We start from the raw sequence: 20468 nt of genomic DNA, 5'->3' as shown, positions 1-20468 counted from the left end.
GTGACAGCCGGTATCGGCGTCATGATGTACACCGTGCTCGACCAGGCACGGTCCGACCTGGAGGGCACCCTGGCCCGGCTGGCCGGCCTCGGCTACCTGGGCATCGAGACCTACGGCCTCGTGGAGCACTTCGGGCCCGCCCGGGTCAGGGACGCCATCGCCGCCGCCGGCCTCACCCTGACCAGCGCGCACACCCCGTTCCCCGCCGGGCCCGGCGCCGAGGCGCTGCTCGACACGAACGAGGAGCTGGGGGCCGACGTCCTCGTATGGAGCATGGAGCGCGAGGAGTTCGACTCGCCGGACGCGATCCGGCGCGGTGTCGAGCGGGTCAACGAGGCCGCCGAACGCGCGGCCGGCCGGGGGATGCGGATCGCCTACCACAACCATTTCGCCGAGTTCTCCCAGCAGTTCGGGGGCCGTCCCGCGTACGACCTGCTGCTGGAGCTGCTGGACGACCGCGTCCTGGTCGAACTCGACGCGTACTGGGCACGGATGGGCGGCGCGGACCCGGCCGACGTGCTGGCCGGGCTCGGTGACCGGGTGCGCTTCGTGCACGTCAAGGACGGCCCGGCGGTCAGCTACGAGCACGACGTGATGGTGCCCATCGGGGAGGGCGGGACCGACTGGGCCCGCACCCTGACCACACCGTCCGGTCCGCGGTGGCACCTCGTCGAGCTGGAGCGCCTGCACATCGACACGTTCGAGGCGCTGCGGCGCTCGTACGACCACCTGGTGGGCCGCGGGCTGTCCCGTGGCGCACGTGTCCCGGAACCGACCGAGGAGCGGGCATGAACGTACTGTTTCTGGGCGGCGCGGGGATGATCGGTTCGGCGGTGGCGGCCCGGGCGGTCGCCGCCGGGATCGACGTGACCGTCGTGACCCGCTCCGAGCCCGTCCGGCCCGTCGCCGACGGGGTACGGCAGCTGCGCGCGGACGTCCGCGACCCCGCCGCCCTCAAGGCGGCGCTGGGCGACGACGAGTTCGACGCGGTGGTCAACTGGGTCGGCTTCACCCCAGACGACATACGCGCCCACCCCGGCCTGTTCACCGGCCGGACCGGGCAGTACGTCTTCATCAGCACGTGCTCGGTCTTCGGCCGGCCGGTGCCGAACCTGCCGATCACCGAGTCCAGCCCGCGCCGCCAGCCGGTCTTCGGCTACGCCCGCGACAAGATCGCCTGCGAACTGCTGCTGGAGGACGCCCACCGCACGTCCGGCTTCCCGCTGACGATCGTGCGGCCCTTCCACTCGTACGACCGCACGGTGATCCCGGTCCTCGCCGGCTGGACGGCGATCGAGCGGATGCGCGCGGGCCGGCCCGTGGTGGTGCACGGGGACGGCACGTCGTTGTGGTCCCTCACCCACACGCGGGACGTCGCCCGTGCCGTCGTCCCGCTGCTGGGCCTGGACCACGCGGTGGGTGAAAGCGTCAACGTGGTCAGCGGCGACATCCTCACCTGGGACCAGATCCATCTGACCCTGGCCGCCGCGGCCGGGGTGCGCGACCCCGTCCTGCGTCACCGCGCCAGCGAGTCCATCGCCGCACACGTACCCGGCTGGGGCGAGGTGCTGGAGCACGACTTCCGCCACTCGATGCTCTTCGACACGTCCAAACTCCGGTCGCTGGTACCGGGGTTCGCACCCCGTGTCTCCTTCGCGGAGGGCGCCAGGGAGGCACTGGCCCACCACGACGCCCATCCGGAGCTGAAGTCGGCCGACCAGGAGCTGTCCCAGGCCTTCGACGCGCTCTTGGAGACCAGCACCGGACGGAGGAACACGTGATCGGCGTCGGACTCATCGGCTCGGGATTCATCGGCGACACCTACGCGGACGCCCTCCAGGACGCACGGAACGCCGCCCTGGTCGCCACCTGCTCCCGCGACCTGGCACGCGCCACCGCACTGGCCGCCACCTGGGCACCGGACGCCCGTGCCTACGACGACATGGCCGCCCTGTGCGCCGACCCCGCCGTCGACCTGGTGGTCGTGGCCGTCCCCAACGAGGCACACCTCGAAGCGGTACGGACCGTCGCCGCGGCCGGCAAGGGTGTCGTGTGCACCAAACCACTGGCCCGTACCGGCGCCGAGGCGCAGCAGATCCTCGACGTCGTCCGCGAGGCCGGTGTCTGGCACGGCTACGCCGAGAGTTCGGTCTTCTCGCCGAACATCGCCAAGGCGTACGAGATGGTCACCGCCGGCGCGATCGGCGACCTGCTCACCCTGCGGGCCCGTGAAGCGCACTCCGGGCCGCACGCCCCGCACTTCTGGGACGCGGAGACGGCGGGCGGCGGCGCGCTGCTCGACATGGGCTGCCACACCGTCGAGTCCGCCCGCCACTTCTTCGGCAAGGACAACCCCGTCACCGAGGTCTTCGCCTGGGGCGCCACCCTCGCCCACGGCGACCGGACCACCGGCGAGGACACGGCGATCGCCCTGCTGAAGTTCGCCGGCGGCCAGCTCGCCACCGTGGAGTCGTCCTGGATCGAGAAGGGCGGGATGCAGCTGCGGCACGAACTCGTCGGCAGCGCGGGCCGCCTGGTCACCGACACCTCCGCGACCCCGGTGTGGGGCTTCATCGAGAACCCCGTCGGCTATTTGGTCGAGAAGGCCGACGCCGACACCGGCTGGGTCCACCCGGTCCCCGAGGAGGCCCGCGCCTACGGCTTCAGCCAGCAGATGCGGCACTTCGCCGACTGCTTCGCCCGGGGGGTCACCCCGCGCGAGACCTTCGAGGACGGCGTGGTCGTCAATCACGTACTCGACGCCTGCTACGCCTCGATGCGCTCCGGCACATGGGAAAGGGTCCAGGTCCCGGCATGATCACGGATCAGAGCAGCCCGCAGCGGCCGGGCCCGGCGGCGGCGGCGCCCGAACTGACCGGCGCGTACCCGGAGCCGTTGTGGATCCAGGCGAAGTCCGCGCTGGAGAACCGCATCGCCCTCGGCGAGGTCGCGCCCGGTTCCCGGCTGCCGCCCGAACGCGAACTGTGCCGGATGCTCGGCATCTCCCGGGTCACCCTGCGCAAGGCGCTGACCGCCCTGGTCGAGGAGGGCGCGCTGCGCGCCGCCCAGGGCCGTGGCTGGTACGTCGCCGCCCCGGAGCGCAAGGAGTGGCCCAACACCCTGGAGTCCTTCTCCGAGACCGCCCGCCGGATGGGGCTCGTACCGACGTCGCGGGTGCTGCGGTGCGAGCCGGGACCGGCCACCTTCGACGAGGCGGAGGCCTTCCAGATCGTCCCCGGCACCGCGCTGTACCGGCTGGAGCGCGTCCGCCTGCTCGACCGGGTGCCGATCGCCGTCGACCACTCGCTCGTCCCCGCCGACCTCGCCACCGGTTTCGACGAGGTCGACTTCACCACCCGTTCGCTGTACGACACCATGGCCCGCCTGGGCTTCGAGCTCGCGCAGGCCGACACCACCATCGAGGCGCGCCCCGCCGACGCGGCGCTCGCCGGGCACCTCGCCATCGCCCCGGGCACCCCCGTTCTGGACATGCGCCAGATCGTCCGTGACCGGAGCGGGCGTCCGCTGCTCTCCTCCTCGATCCGCTACGCGGGCGACCGCTACCGCCTGCGCACCTCCTTCACACGGAACGCGGGCGCATGAACCGCCGTACCCCTCACCCTCTTCGCAGAAGCGGACCCCCTGTGACCACAACAACGCGACCTCCTTCCCCCGACGGCGGCACCGACAGCACACCGGCGCCGGCCCGTGCCCTCGCCTCGCCCCGCCCCGAAGAGATCACGGCGTGCCAGAGCCTGCTCCGGCGGGAGGGCCTGCTCGGCCCCGACACGCACGTCTCGTACTTCGGCCTGGCCGAGCAGGACAAGCGGGAACTCCTCGCCGGTACGATCGCCCCCCGCCGCTTCCGCGTCATGCTGGTCGACCTGCGTACCGGCCTCTCGCACGACGTCGTCGCCTGCCCCGGCGAGGACCGCCTCGTCTCCACCCGGGTGCTGGACGTCGCCACCGACGGCCATGTCCCCGTGGTACTGGCCGAGTTCGGGCTGGTCGAGGAGATCGTGCACGCCGACGAGCGCTGGTTGGCGGCGATGCGCAGGCGCGGTCTGACGGACCTCACCCAACTGCGCGTCAACCCGCTGTCGGCCGGTGCGGCGGGGGAGGGCGAGGACGGGCGCCGCCTCCAGCGCTGCTTCACCTTCGTACAGAAGACACCGGACGACCTCGGCTGGGCCCATCCGGTGGACGGCGTCACCGTCGTCGTGGACGTGATCAGCCGTGAGGTCCTCGACGTGATGGACCACGTGGACCTGCCGGTGCCCCAGGAGGACGGCAACTTCCACGACCCCCGCTGGGTGGACCGGCCGCCCCGGGCCGGGCTGAAGCCGATCGAGATCACCCAGCCCGAGGGCCCCAGCTTCACCGTGGACGAGAACGGTGTCGTCGACTGGCTCGGCTGGTCGCTCCAGGTCGGCTTCGACCAGCGGGAGGGGCTGGTGCTGCACAACGTGAGCATCAACGACGCCGGCCGGCAGCGCCCGGTGCTCTACCGCGCCTCGGTCGCCGAGATGATGGTCCCGTACGGCGACCCCGGCCCGCAGCGCTGGTTCCAGAACTTCTTCGACTGCGGCGAGTACCTGCTCGGCGGCTTCGCCAACTCCCTGGAGCTGGGCTGCGACTGCGTCGGCGACATCACGTACCTCGACGCGGTCCTCGCCGACAGCGCGGGCGGGGTACGGATCGTCCCGCAGGCCATCTGCGTCCACGAGGAGGACACGGGGATCCTCTGGAAGCACACCGACCACTGGAACGGCTCCTCGGAGTCCCGCCGCAACCGGCGCCTGGTGATCTCCTTCTTCGTCACGGTCGGCAACTACGACTACGGCTTCTCCTGGTACTTCTCGCTCGACGGGGCCATCGAGCTGGAGGTCAAGGCGACCGGTGTCGTCTTCACCTCCGCCTACCCCGGCCCGGGGTACGAGTTCGCCTCCGAACTCGCGCCCGGTCTCGGAGCCCCGTACCACCAACACCTGTTCAGCGCCCGGCTGGACATGGCTGTGGACGGTACGGACAACGCGGTCGACGAGGTGGAGGCCGTGCGCGTGCCCCGGGGACCGCGCAATCCCACCGGCACCGGCTTCACCCAGACCGTCACCCGGCTGCGTACGGAGTCGGGGGCCCAGCGGGCCGCCGACAACACCCGCAACCGGGCCTGGCTGGTCACCAACCCCTCGGTCACCAACCGGCTGGGCGCCCCGGTGGGTTACCTGCTGCACCCCGAGGGCAAGCCGCTGCTGCTGGCCGACGAGTCCTCCGACATCCACCGCCGGGCCACCTTCGCCACCCGGCACCTGTGGGTGACGCCCTACGCGCCGGACGAGAACTACCCGGCGGGCGACCTGGTCAACATGCACCGGGGCGGCGCGGGGCTGCCCGAGTGGACCGCCGCCGACCGGGACGTCGACAACACCGACATCGTGCTGTGGCACACCTTCGGGCTGACCCACTTCCCCCGGCCGGAGGACTGGCCGGTCATGCCGGTCGACTCCACCGGCTTCGTACTGAAGCCGTACGGCTTCTTCGACCGCAACCCGACGCTGGACATACCGGCGTCCACCGCCGACCACTGCCACCCCGGCGGACACCACGAGCACGGCGACCACGAGCACGGCGACCACGACCACGGAAAGGCCGGCGCATGACGACCGGACAGCCGCTGGGCATCCAGCTCTACAGCGTGCGGGACGACCTCGGCCCCGCCGACCTCGGCGCCACCCTGTCCCGGCTGGCGGGCCTCGGCTTCACCCACGCGGAGCCGTACGACATCCTCACGGACCCCGACCGGCTCGGTACGGCCCTGCGGGACGCCGGACTGCGCGCCACCACCGCCCACGCGTCGGTGGTACGGCACGACGTGACACACGTCCTCGACGCGGCGGAGGCCCTCGGCATCGGCACCGTCGTCACCCCCTACGTCGACCCGGACAGCATCGCCGACCGGGCCGGGGTGGAACAGCTCGCCGCGACCCTCAACGACGCCGCCGGCCGCGCCGCCGCCCGGGGCATCCGCATCGGCTACCACAACCACGACTTCGAGTTCGCGCAGACGGTGGAAGGCGTCCCGGCCTACGACCTGCTCACCGGCCTGCTCGACCCGGCCGTCGTGCTGGAGGTCGACGTCTACTGGGCCGGGGTCGGCGGCGCCGACGTGTTCGAGCTGCTGCCACGCCTCGGCGAGCGCGTACGGCTCCTGCACGTGGTGCACGAGCGCGAGCCCGGCAACGACCGCCCCGTCCTCGGCGTCGACACGGCCGGCCGGATGGACGAGGTGCTCGCCCTGACCGCCGGCACGGTGGAACTGCTCGTGGTCGAAGTGGTCGCCCACCACAGCGACGTATGGCCGCTCGTCGCCCGCAACGCCACGCACTTCCTCGCCGGAGCGCACGCGTGAGCGCGCCCGTCCGCGTCGCCGTCATCGGCGCCGGGGACATCTCCGCCCCGTACCTGACGGCCCTCACCAGCTATCCGGACCTCGCGGTCACCGCCGTGGCCGACCTCGTGCCCGCCCGCGCCAGGGCCCGCGCCGAGGCCCACGGCGTGCCGGCCTGGGGCACCACCGCCGAGGTGCTGGGACGCGACGACGTCGACCTGGTGGTGAACCTGACCGTCCCGGCCGCCCACGCCGAGGTCGCGCTGGCCGCCGTCGCCGCCGGAAAACACGTCTGGGGCGAGAAGCCACTGGCCCTGGACCGGGCCTCCGCCCGCGCCGTCCTCGACGCCGCCGACGCCGCGGGTGTCGTGGTCGGCAACGCGCCGGACACCGTCCTCGGCCCGGGGATACAGACCGCGCACCGGCTGCTGGCCGAAGGGGCGATCGGCGAGCCCAGGACCGTACTCACCCTCATGCAGGGGCCGGGCCCCGACCTGTGGCATCCGCGACCGCAGTTCCTCTTCGCCAAGGGGGCGGGGCCGCTCTTCGACATCGGCCCCTACTACCTGACCGCCCTGGTCCAACTCCTGGGCCCGGTCGTCTCCGTGAGCGCGAGCGGGCAGAGCCCGCGCGCCGAGCGGGTCGTCGGCTCGGGGCCCGACGCCGGCACGGCCTTCCCCGTCGAGGTGCCGACCCACCTCAGCGTGGTGACCACCTTCGCCTCCGGGACGGTCGGCACCTCCGTCTACAGCTTCGACTCCCCGTTGCGCCGCCAGCTGTTCGAGATCACCGGCACCGACGGGGTCATGGAGGTCCCGGTCAGCGGGTTCGACGGGCCGACCCGGCTGCTGACCGGGACCGCGCCCGGCGCGGCCTGGACCACCGTGCCCGCCGACGGCGTCCCGAGCGACCGGGGTGTCGGCGTCCTCGAACTGGCCCGCGCCCTGCGGGCCGGACAACGGCCCCGCGCCAGCGGTGAGTTGGCGTACCACGTGCTCGACATCATGCTCGCGGTCGAGGAGTCCGCCGGCCTCGGATCGCCGGTCCGGGTGGCGAGCGGCGCACCCGAGGTGCCCCGGATCCCACCCGGATGGGATCCGGCCGCACCGACCTTCGACGGACACGACAGAACGGAACAGACATGACCGACGGCTACCTCGCCTACCCGGCGGCCCGCGCGACCCAGGCCGAAGAACTGGAGGCCGCGATCGCCCGGCTGACCGGATCCGTGACGTCGCTCGCCGCCGGAGGCCGACTCACCGGCCCGGGACCGGTGTTCGTCGGCATCGGCGCCAGCCTGGCGGCGGCCTGCGCCCCGGTGTGGGCGCTGCGCGGCCGGGGTGTGCACTCCTGGCGGCTCGGCGCGGGCGACCACCCGCTGCCGTTCCCCGCCAGCAGGCACCCTGTCTTCGGCGTCTCCCAGAGCGGCCGGAGCGCGGAGACACTGGCCGTACTGGAATCCGTCGACCCCGCCCTGCGGCACGCCGTGGTCAACATGACACCGTCCCCGATCGCGGACCTCGCTTCCGGCCTGATCGGCATCGGCAGTGTCCCGGACAGTTACGCGTCCACGATCGGCTACACCGCGACCGTCGCCGCGCTCGGCCTGGTCGCCGACGTGTGGGACGGCGGCGCGCCCGACGAGGGCTGGGCCGGGCTCGGTGCCCTCTTCGCCGCGACGGAGAAGGAACTGACCGGTCCGGTACGGGCGTTGGCGCCGCTCTTCGCGAGCGCCACCTCCGCCGACTTCGTGGGGGCCGGGCCCGCCGTCGGCTCGGCGGAGGCCGGGGCCCTGCTCTTCCGGGAGGTCGCCCGGATCCCGTCGACCGGCATGAGCACCCGCCAGTACCTCCACGGGGCCATGGAATCGGCGGGCGGCGGGGTCCACGTCATCTTCGGCGACGCACGCGAGCACGCCGCGGCCCGCACCCTGGCGGACGCGAGGCACCCGGTGGTGCTCGTCACGGCCGAACCGCCTCCGGAGCAAGCCCTGTTGCACGTGGTACGGGTGCCCCGGCTGCCCGCCGCCCAGCGTGCGGTCCTCGAAATCCTGGTCGTACAGATCCTTGTCGAGGCGGTGGCCGAGGTCCGCGGCGTGGACATCGAGGAGTTCGTGTTCCACAACGCCGACATCAAGGTGGCCGAGGGGCGGCCCGCCGTATGAAAGTCCTCGTCGGGGCCGACATCGGCGGCACCAAACTCGCGCTCCGCGTGGAGACACCGGACGGAGCGGTACGGGTCGACACGGCGGTCCCGGCCACGGGCTGGGAGGCCACTCCGGTCGACCGGGCCGCGCGCTGGCTCCTCGGCCGCGTGGCACCCGTCCTGTCCGCCGGGGACGAGATCGCCGCCCTCGGCGTGGGCGCCCAGGGCTGTGACACGCAGGAGCACTGCGCCCGCCTCGCCGCCGCCTTCGGGCGGCTCGGAGTGGCGGCGACGGTGGTCAACGACGCCGCCCTGCTGGTCCCGGCCGCCGGGCTGGACCGGGGGATCGGTGTGATCGCGGGCACCGGCTCCATCGCCGTGGGCGCCGACACCGGGGGCACGGTGCTCTTCGCCGGGGGCTGGGGCTGGGTGCTCGGTGACGAGGGCAGCGCGCCCGCGATCGTACGGGACGCGGCCAGGGCCGCCCTGGCCGCGTACGACACGGACCGCCACGACGACGGGCTGCTGTCCGCGCTGCTCGCCCACTACCGCGTCACCGATGCCCCGGGTCTCGCCCGCGCGGTCAACGATCAGCCCACCACGGGGAATTGGGGACCGGCCGCCCCCGCCGTCTTCCGGGCCGCCACCGCGGGCTCGCCGCTGGCCCTGGCCGTCGTGGACGAGGCCGCGACCCAGCTGTGCGCCCTCGTCACCCGGCTGCGGGCACGCGGCGCCGTCGGCCGCACGGTCGTGGCGGCGGGCGGGGTGGTACTCGGCCAGCCTCTGCTCGCCGACCGGCTGCGGGCCCGTCTCGCCTCCGTACAGCCCGATCTGACCCTGCGTCTGCTGGACGTGCCACCGGTGGCCGGCGCGGTGGCGCTGGCAAGGATCCGGCACCGGGCGGCCGGGGCCGCCGGGGCCTGACCCGTACGACACGACCCACGGGCGACCGCGCGGGACGGACGATCCTGCCCGGACCCCGACCCTCTCTTCCGCCCGGACCCGCTTCTCTCGCCCGGACCCGCTTCTCTCTCCCTGGGCAGGGACCCACACTCAAGGAGCTGACCATGGCAGAGCAGAATCCCCCCTGGTCGGGGGCCCTCTACGTCGACGGCCGGTTCCGGCCGCCCGCCGCCGGGGGAACCCTCCCCGTCCGTGACAAGTCCTCGGGCGAGGTGTTCGGCGCCGCGGGCCGCGCGGACGCCTCCGACGTCGACGCGGCCGTGGCCTCCGCCCTCGCCGCCCAGCGCGACTGGGCCGCCCGCCTCTACACGGAGCGGGCCGCCGTGCTGCGCGAGGTCGCGACCGCCCTCCGGCACACCGGCGGCTTCCGCGAGTTGATCATGCGGGAGACCGGCAGCATCGCGGGCAAGGCCGACTACGAGATCGCGTCGGCGGTCGGTGAACTCACCGAAGCGGCGGCGCTGGCCTCCCGGCCGGTCGGAGAGGTGCTGCGGACCGGCCACGAAGGCCGCTTCTCGGTGTCCGAGCGGGTGCCGGTCGGTCTGGTCGCGGCGATCACACCGTGGAACTTCCCCCTCGTCCTGGGTATGCGGGTGATCGCCCCCGCCCTCGCGCTCGGGAACGCCGTCCTGCTCAAGCCCTCCCCGGAGACTCCCGTCTCCGGCGGCCTGGCGATCGCCGAACTCTTCGAGCGGGCGGGAGCGCCGCACGGCATACTCCAGGTCCTGCCCGGCGGCGAGGAGGCCGGACGCCGGCTGGTCGAGCACCCGGACGTGGCGATGATCCACTTCACCGGCTCGACCACTGTCGGACGCGACATCGCCCGTACCGCCGGATCCCTGCTCAAGAAGACCTCCCTGGAACTCGGCGGCAACAACGCCCTGGTCGTCCTGGACGACGCGGAGACCGGGCAGGCCGCCATGATCGGGGCCTGGTCGAGCTTCCACTACCAGGGGCAGACCTGCATCAGCGCGGGACGGCACATCGTGGACCGCGCGGTCGCCGACGCCTACCTCCGCGACCTGACAGCCCGGGCGGCGGCCGTCACCGTCGGCGATCCGCTGCGGGACGGGACCGGCCTGGGCCCGATCATCAACGACACCCAACTGGCCAGGGCCAGGCACCTGTTGGACGAAGCGGTCGCGGGCGGCGCCCGGATCCTGACCGGAGGGACGAACGACGGCCGGTTCTTCCGCCCCACGGTTGTCGTGGACGTCGACCCCGCCGCCGCGCTGTGGACCGAGGAGATCTTCGCCCCCGTCGCGCCCGTCGCGGTGGTCGACGGTGTCGAGGAGGCCGTCGCGCTGGCCAACGACACCCCGTACGGGCTGGTCTCCTCGGTCGTCGGCGCCGACGTGCACCGCGCCACCGAGGTGGCCCGCCGTCTGAACAGCGCCATGGTGCACGTCAACGACGCGACGCCGCAGGACGAGCCGCTCGCCCCGTTCGGCGGGGTCGGCCACTCCGGTCTGGGCGGGCGGGCCGGCGGTGACGCGAACCTGGAGGAGTTCACCGAACGGCGGTGGCGCACCGTCGCGAGCGCCCCCGCGCACTACCCGTACTAGCCACCACGATGCACGAACTGATCGCGCCGGCCGGGCTGTTGGGGGCCGCTCTGTGCCTGGCGGAGCGGCTCGCCGGAGCCGGCCGCTGCTGGGGCCCGTCCGCCGTCGTCCTGGGGGTCATGGCGCTGATGGCGTACGGAGCAGGCGGTACGGTCCTGACGGCGGGGGCGGTCGCCGTCGCCGGGGCCTGCCTCTGGGCCGGGCGCGCCGGACCGGCCCACCGCCGGGCCCCGGCCGTCGTGGACCTCGCCACGATGGCGCTGCTGACCGCCGGAGCCGCCAGGACCGGCCCCGCCGGGGACCCCGCCCACCCGGCCGGGATGCGCATGGCCGGCGGTTCAGGGACGTACGACCTGCGGTTCTTCCTCTTCCTCGTCGCCTGCTGGGTGCTGGCCCGCGCCTGCGTTCCCCTCGCCCGGCTCCTGAGGCCCCCCTCGGCGCCCGCCCCGGGACGGCCGTGGCGGCGGGCGGTGGTGGCGGAGCTGGGCGGCGCCGCGATGATCATGGGGATGGCGGCGATGCTCGCCTGACGCGGATCCTGTGGGACGTCGTCCGCCCTTTCCGTCCGCCCCTTCTGTCCGCCCCTTCTGTGCGCTGAAATCCGGCTATGGCAGGATTGGCGCGCTCGTGGGTCCAGGAGCGGGGGACAGGGAAAGGTGCGGCATGAGGGTGAATCAGCTCGGGCGGAGCGCGGTACGGGTCACGGAACTGGGGTTCGGCGGCGGGCCGTTGGGCGGACTCTTCGCACCGGTGGACGACGCGACCGCGGCGGGAGCGCTGGCGGCGGCCTGGGAGGGCGGCATCCGCTACTTCGACACGTCTCCGCACTACGGCATCGGGCAGTCCGAGCGCCTCGTCGGTGAGGCCCTCCGGCCCAGGCCCCGGGGGGAGTTCACCCTGTCGACCAAGGTCGGCAGAGTGCTCGTGCCCCAGGACGCGGCGGGGCGTACGGACGAGTCGTTCATGGTCCCGGCGACCCACCGCAGGGTCTGGGACTTCTCCCGCGACGGCATCCTGCGCAGCGTCGAGGACTCCCTCGCCCGCCTGGGTACCGACCGCGTCGACACGCTGTTCCTGCACGACGCGGAGCGGCACTTCGACGCCGCGCTGCGCGAGGGCTGGCCCGCGCTGGCCGAACTGCGCGCCCAGGGGGTGGTGGGCGCCGTCGGCGCGGGGATGTACGACACCTCCCTGCTGACGCGGCTAGTCCAGGAGGCGGACGTGGACGCCGTGATGCTGTCGGGCCACTACACCCTGCTGGCGCACGGGGCGCTGGACGACCTGCTCCCGGCGTGCGCCGACCGGGGGGTGTCCGTCCTCGCGGCCTCCGTCTTCAACTCCGGCCTCCTGGCGACGGACCGGCCGGCCGAGGGGGCGCGCTTCGACTACGCGCCGGCCTCACCGCAGCTGCTGCGCCGCACCCATCGGATCGCCGACGTCTGCGAGGCCAACGGGGTGACGGTCCCTCAGGTCGCGATGGCGTTTCCGCTGCGGCATCCGGTGGTCGCGGGCATCGTGGTGGGGATGCGCTCCGCCGGCGAGGTACGGAGCAACCTCGCGGCGTTCGGCGCGGAGATCCCCGAACAAGTGTGGTCCGACCTGCGCGCCGAGGGGCTGCTCGACGAGCGCGCGCCGGTCATGGCCTGAACCGGACCCTGACCACCGGGCGCTGGCCAAGTCCGGACCATTGACCCTCGTCCGTCGAGCGGCCATGCTCGGTTGCGCATGCAACTGAACGCGATTCCCCCACCTGAACACGCGTTCGGTGAGAGCGGTTCCCAGCCCGACCGTTCTCTCCTGAAACCCCCACATCAGGAAAGCAGGTACGGCTCATGAGGTCCAGGAAACCCCGTAGGAAACTGAGCGCCCACGCGGCGGTCGCCGCCCTCGCGGCCACGATGCTGTTCGGCTTACCCGTCCTGTCGAGTCCGGCGGGCGCCGCCACCGTCCGCCAGGAGGCCGGGACCGGTGAACCGGCGGCTGCCGCCGACACGCCGCCCACCGCCCCCGGCACCCCGGCCGTCAGCGGCGTCACCTCCACCGGCGCGAACCTCAGGTGGACGGCGTCCACGGACGACCAGGGCGTGGTGGCGTACGAGATCCGCGGCGGCGGCACCGTACTGAAAACGCTGACGGGCACCCCGCCCGCCACCTCGACCACACTGACCGGACTCGCCTGCAACGCGCCCTTCACCCTGTCCGTCGTCGCGAAGGACGCGGCAGGCAACGCGTCGCCCGCGAGCGGATCCGTGTCCTTCTCGACCACCGCCTGCCAGGCCGACGGCGGTGTCCCCGGCACCCCCACCGCCCTGTCCAGCGGCTGGTCCGTCCCGTGGGGCACGGACTGGCTGCCGGACGGCACCTCCGCGCTCGTCACGGAGCGGGACACCTTCAAGGTCTTCAAGGTCACCCCCGCCGGCACCAGGACCGAGGTCGGCACCGTGCCCAACACGGTGACCACCGGCGGCGAAGGCGGACTGCTGGGCGTCGCCGTCGACCCGAACTGGGCCGCCAACCGGTACGTCTACTTCATGCACACCGCCTCCGAGGGCAACCGCGTCGCGCGCATGACGTACAACGGCACCACCCTCAGCGGCTACACCGTCCTGCTCCGGGGCATCCAGAAGAACCGCTACCACAACGGCGGCCGGCTGCTGTTCGGCCCCGACGGCTTCCTGTACGCGTCCACCGGCGACGCGCAGCAGCCCGCCCTCGCGCAGGACAGGAACTCCCTCAACGGCAAGATCCTGCGCCTGACCACCACCGGCGCGGCGGCTCCCGGCAACCCGTTCGGCTCGTACGTCTACAGCTACGGCCACCGCAACCCGCAGGGCATGGCCTTCGACCGCAACGGCCGCCTCTGGGCCTCCGAGTTCGGCGAGTCCACCACCGACGAACTCAACCTGATCAAGTCCGGCAGCAACTACGGGTGGCCGACCTGCGAGGGCACCTGCAACGTCGCGGGCACGACCAACCCCAAGAAGACCTGGAGCACCGCCGAGGCCTCGCCCAGCGGCATCACGATCGTCCGCAACGTCCTCTACATGGCCTCGCTGCGCGGCGAACGGCTGTGGCGGATCCCGATCACGGGTGACACGGAGAACGTCGGCACCGCCACGGCGTACTACATCGGCACCTACGGGCGGCTGCGGACCGTCCTGAAGGCCCCGGGCGTCGACCAGTTGTGGCTCGCCACCACCAACGCCGACGCGAACGGGGGGCAAGGGCCGGGCTCGGACCGGATCTTCCGCGTCACGATCGGCTGACCGGCCACTCCAGCACGAAGGCGGTACCGGAGGAATCCGGTACCGCCTTCTGGTGTGATGTTCAGCCAGGCCGGTGTGATGTTCAGCCAGTCAGCCAGTCAGCCAGTCAGCCAGTCAGCCAGGACGACGCGGTTCGCGTCAGGCGACGACCTTGCCCTCGCGCAGCTTCGCGATGGCGTCCTCGTCGTACCCGAGGCTCGCGAGCACCTCGTCCGTGTGCTCACCGAGCAGCGGCGCGCCCTCGATGTCGGGCTTGAAGCCGGAGAACTTGACCGGGCTGCCCACGGTCAGGTACTTGCCGCGGAGCTTCTGGTCGACCTCGACGATGGTGCCGCTCTTGCGCATGTCGGGGTCCTCCGACAGCTCCTTCATGCTGAGCACGGGAGCGGTGGGCACCTCCCACTTGCGCAGGATGTCTACGGCCTCGTACTTGGTCTTGTCGGACAGCCACTTCTCGATCTCCTCGAAGATCTCGAAGATGTGCGGCTGACGCGCCTTGGCCGTGCTGTACTCCGCGTCGTCCACCCACTCGGGCCGGCCGATGGCCTCGGCGGTCCGCTTCCAGTTCTGCTCCTGGATCGTGAAGTAGATGTAGGCGTTGGGGTCGGTCTCCCAGCCCTTGCACTTCAGGATCCAGCCCGGCTGGCCGCCGCCGCCCGCGTTGCCGCCGCGCGGCACCGTGTCGCCGAACTCCGTCGCCGGGTACTGGGGGTACTCCTCCAGGTAACCGACCTTCTCCAGGCGCTGCTGGTCACGGAGCTTGACACGGGTCAGGTTGAGTACGGCGTCCTGCATGGACACCGAGACCTTCTGGCCGACACCGGTCTTGTCGCGCTGGATGATCGCCGTGAGCAGACCGATCAGCAGGTGCATACCGGTGTTGCTGTCACCGAGGGCCGAACCGCTGATGGTCGGCGGGCCGTCCCAGAAACCGGTCGTGGAGGCGGCGCCACCGGCGGCCTGCGCGACGTTCTCGTACACCTTCAGGTCGGACCACGACGAGTCGTCGTTGAAGCCCTTGACCGAACCGAAGATCAGGCGGGGGTTGAGCTCGTGGATGTGGTCCCAGCCGAGACCCATGCGGTCCAGGGCGCCCGGGGCGAAGTTCTCGACGAGGATGTCCGACTCGCGGATCATCTTCTCCATGACCTCCTTGCCCTCAGGGGTCTTGGTGTTGATCGCCAGCGAACGCTTGTTGCTGTTCAGCATGGTGAAGTAGAGCGCGTCGAGTTCCGGGATGTCGCGCAGCTGACCGCGGGTCACGTCGCCGCCCTGGGGGCGCTCGACCTTGATGACGTCGGCTCCGAACCAGGCGAGCATCTGTGTACACGCGGGCCCGGCCTGGACCCCGGTGAAGTCGATCACCTTGATTCCGGCGAGCGGCTTTTCACTCATGTTTGCTTCCTTCTGTGTCATGAACTCGGTGCGGTGGGCAGTGCGGTGCGGGGGTGGTCACTTCTTCGCCGGCGTGATGTTGCCGACGGTGATGCCCTTGGGGTTGAGGTGCGCGATGTGGCCGCTCTCGGTGCCGGCCGAGGGGTCGATCTCGCAGTCGATGAGCGCCGGGCCGCCCGAGGCGATCGCCTCGGTGAGCGCGGCGGCGACCTCGGCGGGCGTGGTCGCGCGGTAGCCCTTGCCGCCGAACGCCTCGATCATCTTGTCGTGGCGCGCCCCGAGCATCAGGGTCGTCGGCGAGGGGTCGGTCTCCAGCGGGTTGACGTCGTCACCGCGGTACACACCACCGTTGTTCATGATGACGGTGACGATGGGCAGCTGGTAGCGGCAGATCGTCTCCAGCTCCATCCCGCTGAACCCGAAGGCGCTGTCGCCCTCCACGGCCACGACCGGCTGGCCGCTCTCCACCGCCGCGGCGATCGCGTACCCCATGCCGATGCCCATGACGCCCCACGTACCGCTGTCGAGGCGGTGCCGCGGTACGTGCATGTCGATCACGTTGCGCGCGATGTCCAGCGCGTTGGCGCCCTCGTTGACGAGGTACGCCTCGGGGTTGGCGTGCAGGACGTCCCGTACGGCCTTGAGGGCGCCCATGAACTGCATCGGCGACGGGTCCGCCTTGAGGCGCTCCGCCATCTTCGCGACGTTCGTCGCCGAACGCGCCGCCAGCTCCTCGCGCCAGGCGGCGGGGGCCGCGATCTGGCCCGGCTTGGTGCGCTCGGCGATCGCGTCGAGCACCGACTCGATGTCACCGACCAGCGGGGCGGCGATGGGCTGGTTGCTGTCCAGCTCCTTGGGCTCGATGTCCACCTGGATGAACTTCGCGTCCGGGTTCCACTGCGGCGCCTCGCCGTGGTTCAGCAGCCAGTTGAGGCGCGCGCCGACGAGCACCACGACGTCGGCCTTCTTCAGCGCCAGCGAACGGGCGGTGGCGGCGGACTGCGCGTGGTTGTCGGGCAGCAGGCCCTTCGCCATCGACATCGGTACGTACGGGATGCCCGTCGACTCGATGAAGGAGCGGATCTTGTCGTCCGCCTGCGCGTAGGCGGCGCCCTTGCCGAGGACCACCAGCGGCCGCTCCGCGTTCGCCAGCAGCTCGACCGCGCGGTCCACCGCCTCGGGCGCGGGCAGCTGGCGCGGCGCGGGGTCGACCAGACGGCTCAGCGTCTTGTCGCCCGCCTCCTTGTCCATGATGGACCCGAGCACCGCGGCGGGGATGTCGAGGTAAACACCGCCGGGGCGCCCGGAGATCGCGGTGCGCAGGGCGCGGGCGATACCGCGCCCGATGTCCTCCACGCGGCTCACGCGGTACGCGGCCTTGACGAACGGCTGCGCGGCGGCGAGCTGGTCCATCTCCTCGTAGTCGCCCTGCTTGAGGTCGACGAGGTGGCGCTCGCTGGAACCCGATATCTGCACCATCGGGAAACAGTTGGTGGTGGCGTTCGCCAGCGCGACGAGTCCGTTGAGGAAGCCCGGCGCGGACACCGTGAGGGCCACACCGGGCTTCTTCGTGAGGTAACCGGCCGCGGCCGCCGCGTGTCCGGCGTTGCTCTCGTGGCGGAAGCCGATGTAGCGGATGCCGCGCGCCTGCGCGAGCCGGGCCAAGTCGGTGATCGGGATGCCGACGACCCCGTAGATCGTGTCGATGTCGTTCAGCTTGAGCGCGTCGACGACCAAGTGGTACCCGTCGGTGAGCTCGTCCCGAGCGTCGGCGGTCGCCGCTGTCTCCGGTGCGGAAGGGGCGGTCATGGTCCGGGGTCCTCCTTGGGCAGGCATGCCTGTTCGGCTTCTCATCACACCTTCGGCAGCGGGGGACTTCCCGTCCAACACCTATCGGCGACCAGCCGATAAACAGCATTTATCGATGCCCCCTACAGGCGGGCCGGCCCGCCCTCCGCCTGGGTTGATAGACCTGCGCTATCGGCTGTTCGCCATCGCGTATTGGACGGGCACCCCGCGCCCGCGCAGGCTCGCTACCTGACGTCTTCAAACAGGCCTGGTGCGAGGAGGAGGTGGTCATGGCGGTTCCGACCGCAGCATCCGTGCGCGACGAGAACCGGTATCGGCCCCCAACGATCACAGGACTCACAGATCTCCTCGACCGGCAGGTACGTGACCGTCCCCGGGCCCGGGCGCTCGTCGCCGGCGCGGACCGGGTGCCCCTCTCGTACGGCGCCCTCGCGTCCCTCGCCGACGACGTCGCCGCGAGCCTGGGTGCCACCGGGCTGCGCCGGGGGGACGCGGTCGCCCTCGTCTGCGCCAACACCGCCGAGTTCGCCGTCGCGCTGCTCGGCGCCGCACGGGCCGGCCTGGTGGTCGCCCCGGTCGACCCGGCCCTGCCGGGGCCCGACATGTCCGCGCGGCTCCACGCGTTGGGCGCGCAGGCGGTCCTGGTGGGCCCGGCCGCCGCCGACGCCGTACCCCTCGCGCCGGTCGGCGTACCGGCGTGGACCCTGCGCGTGGACGTCACCCGCGCCGGGACGGCGTCCGCGGGACTCGACACCGGTGCGCCTCTGGTACGGCGGGTGCGGGGCGCGGCCGGGGAGCTGGCCGACCACGACACCCTCGTCCTGTTCACCGCGGGCACGACCGACCAGGCCAAGATGGTCCCGCTGACCCACGCCAACGTGGCCGCGTCCGTGCGGGACATCTGCGCCACCTACGAGCTGGGCCCCGGGGACGCGACCGTCGCGGTGATGCCGTTCTTCCACGGACACGGCCTCTTCGCGGCCCTCCTGGCCACCCTGGCCAGCGGCGGGTGTGTCCTGCTGCCCGAGCGCGGCGGCTTCTCGGCGCCGACCTTCTGGGACGACGTACGCGCCGTGTCCGCGTCCTGGTTCACCGCGGCGCCCACCGTCCACGAGATCCTCCTGGAGCGGTCGGCGACGGAGTACCCGGGCCCGAGCCTCGCGCCGCTCAAGTTCGTCCGCAGTTGCAGTGCGCCGCTCAACACCGCCACCCAGCGGGCGCTGGAGCGCACGCTCGGCGCACCGCTCCTGTCCGCGTACGGCATGACCGAGTCCACGCACCAGGCGACCAGCGAACCACTGCCGCAGCAGGGGTTCCTCAAACACGGCTCCGTCGGCCGGTCGACCGGGGTGGACCTGAGGGTCTTTGACCGGAACGGGCGGCCCTGCCCCGTCGGCACCCAGGGCGAGGTGTGGGTGCACGGACCGACCGTCGCGCGCGGCTACCTGGGCGACCCGGCGGAGACGGCGCGCGGCTTCGCCGACGGCTGGTTCCGCACCGGCGACCTGGGCTCACTGGACGAGGACGGGTACCTGTTCCTCACCGGGCACATCAAGAACCTGATCAGCCGCGGCGGTACGGTGATCTCGCCCGAGCACGTCGAGGACATCCTCGCGGGGTGCCCCGGCGTCACCGAGGCGGCCGTCTTCGCCCTGCCCGACGAGGGGAGCGGGCCGCGGATGGGCGCCGTCGTGGTCGTGAGCGACGGCGAGTCCACCGGGCCCGAGATCCTCCAGTACTGCCGCAACCGGCTGCCCGCCTCCGAGGTGCCCGACCGGCTCGACGTGGTCGGTTCGCTGCCGCACACGGCCAAGGGCGGCCTGGACCGGCCGGCGGTACAGAGCCTGTACGGCCACTGACAGCCGTACGGGCGCCGACCTGAGGCTCGGCCGACCCGAGGCCCAGCCGGTCGGCGGCTCACCGTATGCGGTGCTCGCCCGGCAGCGACTGGTCGAAGAACTCGTCCAGCGACAGCTCCGTGGCCGCGTTCACGAACGCCCGCGCGGCGATCGAGCCCGGCGTCGCCGCGTGGATCGCCACCGAGATCTGCGCCCGCGCGTCCGGCGCCACCAGCCGGACGGCCCGCGGCCTGCCGATCACCGGCATGGCACGCAGCCACGTGTGCGGCACGATGCTCGCCCACTCGCCGACGCCCACGTGGGCGTAGAGGGACGCGACCGAGTCCGTCTCCACCTGCGGGGTCACCACGACCCCGTTCTCCGCGAAGACCCGGTCGATCAGCTGGCGGATCCGCATGTCGGGCGTCAGCAGCGCGAGCGGCAGCTGCGCCGCGTCCGCCCACGCCATGGTGTCGCTCTGGGGCATCAACTGGTCGCCGGACGCGAGCAGGACGTACCGCTCCTGGTACAGCGGCACCACCTGGAGGCTCTCCCGGTCGTCGGGCGCGAAGTGCGCGATCGCCGCGTCCAGCTCGAACTCGCGGAGCTGGCGGTGCAGCTCCTTGGCCGACTGCCGGGACTGGACCTGCACCTTCGCCAGGGGGTGCGCCCCGCAGAACGCCGCCACGGGGAGCGCCAGGGTCGTCGACGCCGTCGGTTCCGTCCCCAGCCGCAGCGTTCCGGTGATGCCCGACTGGACGGCCGCCACCTCGGCCTTGAACGCGTCCTGCTCGGCGAGGATGCGCTTGGCCCAGACGACGAGCCGCTCGCCCTCCGGGGTGAGGCCCTCGTAGTTGTGCCCCCGGTTGATGAGCGTGACGTTCAGTTCCCGTTCCAGCTTGGCGATCGCCGCGGAGAGGGCGGGTTGCGAGACGTAGCAGGATTCCGCCGCCCGGGCGAAGTGCTTCTCCCTGGCCACCGCCACGAAATACTCCAGCTGACGGAACAGCATCAGCGACTCCTCCCTGCCTGGGCCCCGCTGGGCACCGCGGTGGAGCCGGATCCCGGACCCGGGTCGGTCCGGCGGCACCACCGGCCC

17 protein-coding genes are annotated in these 20468 nt (G+C 72.3%); 14 read left to right on the top strand and 3 right to left on the bottom strand.

Annotated features, from left to right (window positions below):
• From OG349_RS03685 to OG349_RS03625, 13 genes are all read left to right on the top strand, one after another.
• Positions 1 to 792 (top strand): sugar phosphate isomerase/epimerase family protein, encoded by a 792-nt coding sequence (locus OG349_RS03685; protein ID WP_327233203.1) that lies wholly within the window; start codon positions 1 to 3, stop codon positions 790 to 792.
• On the top strand, positions 789 to 1781 hold the full coding sequence (locus OG349_RS03680) for an NAD-dependent epimerase/dehydratase family protein (RefSeq protein WP_327233202.1): 993 nt from the start codon (positions 789 to 791) through the stop codon (positions 1779 to 1781). Before OG349_RS03685 ends, OG349_RS03680 begins: the two co-directional genes overlap by 4 nt.
• Positions 1778 to 2818, top strand: a complete 1041-nt coding sequence (locus tag OG349_RS03675) for a Gfo/Idh/MocA family protein (RefSeq protein ID WP_327233201.1) — start codon at positions 1778 to 1780, stop codon at positions 2816 to 2818. The genes OG349_RS03680 and OG349_RS03675 overlap by 4 nt, the downstream gene beginning before the upstream one ends.
• Positions 2815 to 3603 carry a GntR family transcriptional regulator gene (locus tag OG349_RS03670; RefSeq protein ID WP_327233200.1) on the top strand — a complete coding sequence of 263 codons (789 nt, stop codon included), beginning with the start codon at positions 2815 to 2817 and terminating at the stop codon, positions 3601 to 3603. The genes OG349_RS03675 and OG349_RS03670 overlap by 4 nt, the downstream gene beginning before the upstream one ends.
• 41 nt (positions 3604 to 3644) lie before the next feature.
• Positions 3645 to 5660 (top strand): primary-amine oxidase, encoded by a 2016-nt coding sequence (locus tag OG349_RS03665; RefSeq protein ID WP_327233199.1) that lies wholly within the window; start codon positions 3645 to 3647, stop codon positions 5658 to 5660.
• Positions 5657 to 6409: a sugar phosphate isomerase/epimerase family protein gene (locus tag OG349_RS03660; protein WP_327233198.1), complete on the top strand. Its 753-nt coding sequence runs from the start codon at positions 5657 to 5659 to the stop codon at positions 6407 to 6409. Before OG349_RS03665 ends, OG349_RS03660 begins: the two co-directional genes overlap by 4 nt.
• Entirely contained in the window at positions 6406 to 7533 is a 1128-nt protein-coding gene (locus tag OG349_RS03655) for a Gfo/Idh/MocA family protein (RefSeq protein ID WP_327233197.1), read from the top strand. Before OG349_RS03660 ends, OG349_RS03655 begins: the two co-directional genes overlap by 4 nt.
• Complete coding sequence (locus tag OG349_RS03650; protein ID WP_327233196.1) at positions 7530 to 8552, top strand: SIS domain-containing protein; 1023 nt, start codon at positions 7530 to 7532, stop codon at positions 8550 to 8552. The genes OG349_RS03655 and OG349_RS03650 overlap by 4 nt, the downstream gene beginning before the upstream one ends.
• The gene (locus OG349_RS03645) at positions 8549 to 9457 is read left to right on the top strand and encodes an N-acetylglucosamine kinase (protein WP_327233195.1); all 909 of its coding nucleotides are present in this window, start codon (positions 8549 to 8551) and stop codon (positions 9455 to 9457) included. Before OG349_RS03650 ends, OG349_RS03645 begins: the two co-directional genes overlap by 4 nt.
• A gap of 143 nt (positions 9458 to 9600) precedes the next feature.
• Complete coding sequence (locus OG349_RS03640; RefSeq protein ID WP_327233194.1) at positions 9601 to 11061, top strand: aldehyde dehydrogenase family protein; 1461 nt, start codon at positions 9601 to 9603, stop codon at positions 11059 to 11061.
• Positions 11062 to 11069: 8 nt separating this feature from the next.
• Entirely contained in the window at positions 11070 to 11591 is a 522-nt protein-coding gene (locus OG349_RS03635) for a hypothetical protein (RefSeq protein WP_327233193.1), read from the top strand.
• Between the two features lie 133 nt (positions 11592 to 11724).
• On the top strand, positions 11725 to 12708 hold the full coding sequence (locus tag OG349_RS03630; RefSeq protein ID WP_327233192.1) for an aldo/keto reductase: 984 nt from the start codon (positions 11725 to 11727) through the stop codon (positions 12706 to 12708).
• A gap of 185 nt (positions 12709 to 12893) precedes the next feature.
• The gene (locus tag OG349_RS03625; RefSeq protein ID WP_327233191.1) at positions 12894 to 14327 is read left to right on the top strand and encodes a PQQ-dependent sugar dehydrogenase; all 1434 of its coding nucleotides are present in this window, start codon (positions 12894 to 12896) and stop codon (positions 14325 to 14327) included.
• Positions 14328 to 14465: 138 nt separating this feature from the next.
• Here OG349_RS03625 and frc read toward each other — a convergent pair whose 3' ends face one another.
• Positions 14466 to 15722 carry a formyl-CoA transferase gene (frc, locus tag OG349_RS03620; protein ID WP_327233190.1) on the bottom strand — a complete coding sequence of 419 codons (1257 nt, stop codon included), beginning with the start codon at positions 15720 to 15722 and terminating at the stop codon, positions 14466 to 14468.
• A 57-nt stretch (positions 15723 to 15779) separates the two neighbouring features.
• Positions 15780 to 17531: an oxalyl-CoA decarboxylase gene (gene oxc, locus OG349_RS03615; RefSeq protein WP_327233189.1), complete on the bottom strand. Its 1752-nt coding sequence runs from the start codon at positions 17529 to 17531 to the stop codon at positions 15780 to 15782.
• A gap of 269 nt (positions 17532 to 17800) precedes the next feature.
• On the opposite strand from oxc, the gene OG349_RS03610 reads away from it, so the two are divergent.
• A complete protein-coding gene (locus OG349_RS03610; RefSeq protein WP_327233188.1) occupies positions 17801 to 19390 on the top strand; it encodes a FadD7 family fatty acid--CoA ligase in 1590 nt (529 codons plus the stop codon).
• Positions 19391 to 19448: 58 nt separating this feature from the next.
• Here the strand turns inward: OG349_RS03610 and OG349_RS03605 are convergent, their stop codons facing one another.
• Positions 19449 to 20381, bottom strand: a complete 933-nt coding sequence (locus OG349_RS03605) for a LysR family transcriptional regulator (RefSeq protein WP_327233187.1) — start codon at positions 20379 to 20381, stop codon at positions 19449 to 19451.
• Between the last annotated feature and the right edge of the window lie 87 nt (positions 20382 to 20468).

This window comes from Streptomyces sp. NBC_01317 (assembly GCF_035961655.1).
Lineage (GTDB): Bacteria > Actinomycetota > Actinomycetes > Streptomycetales > Streptomycetaceae > Streptomyces.
This window is presented reverse-complemented; position numbering and strand designations above follow the sequence as displayed.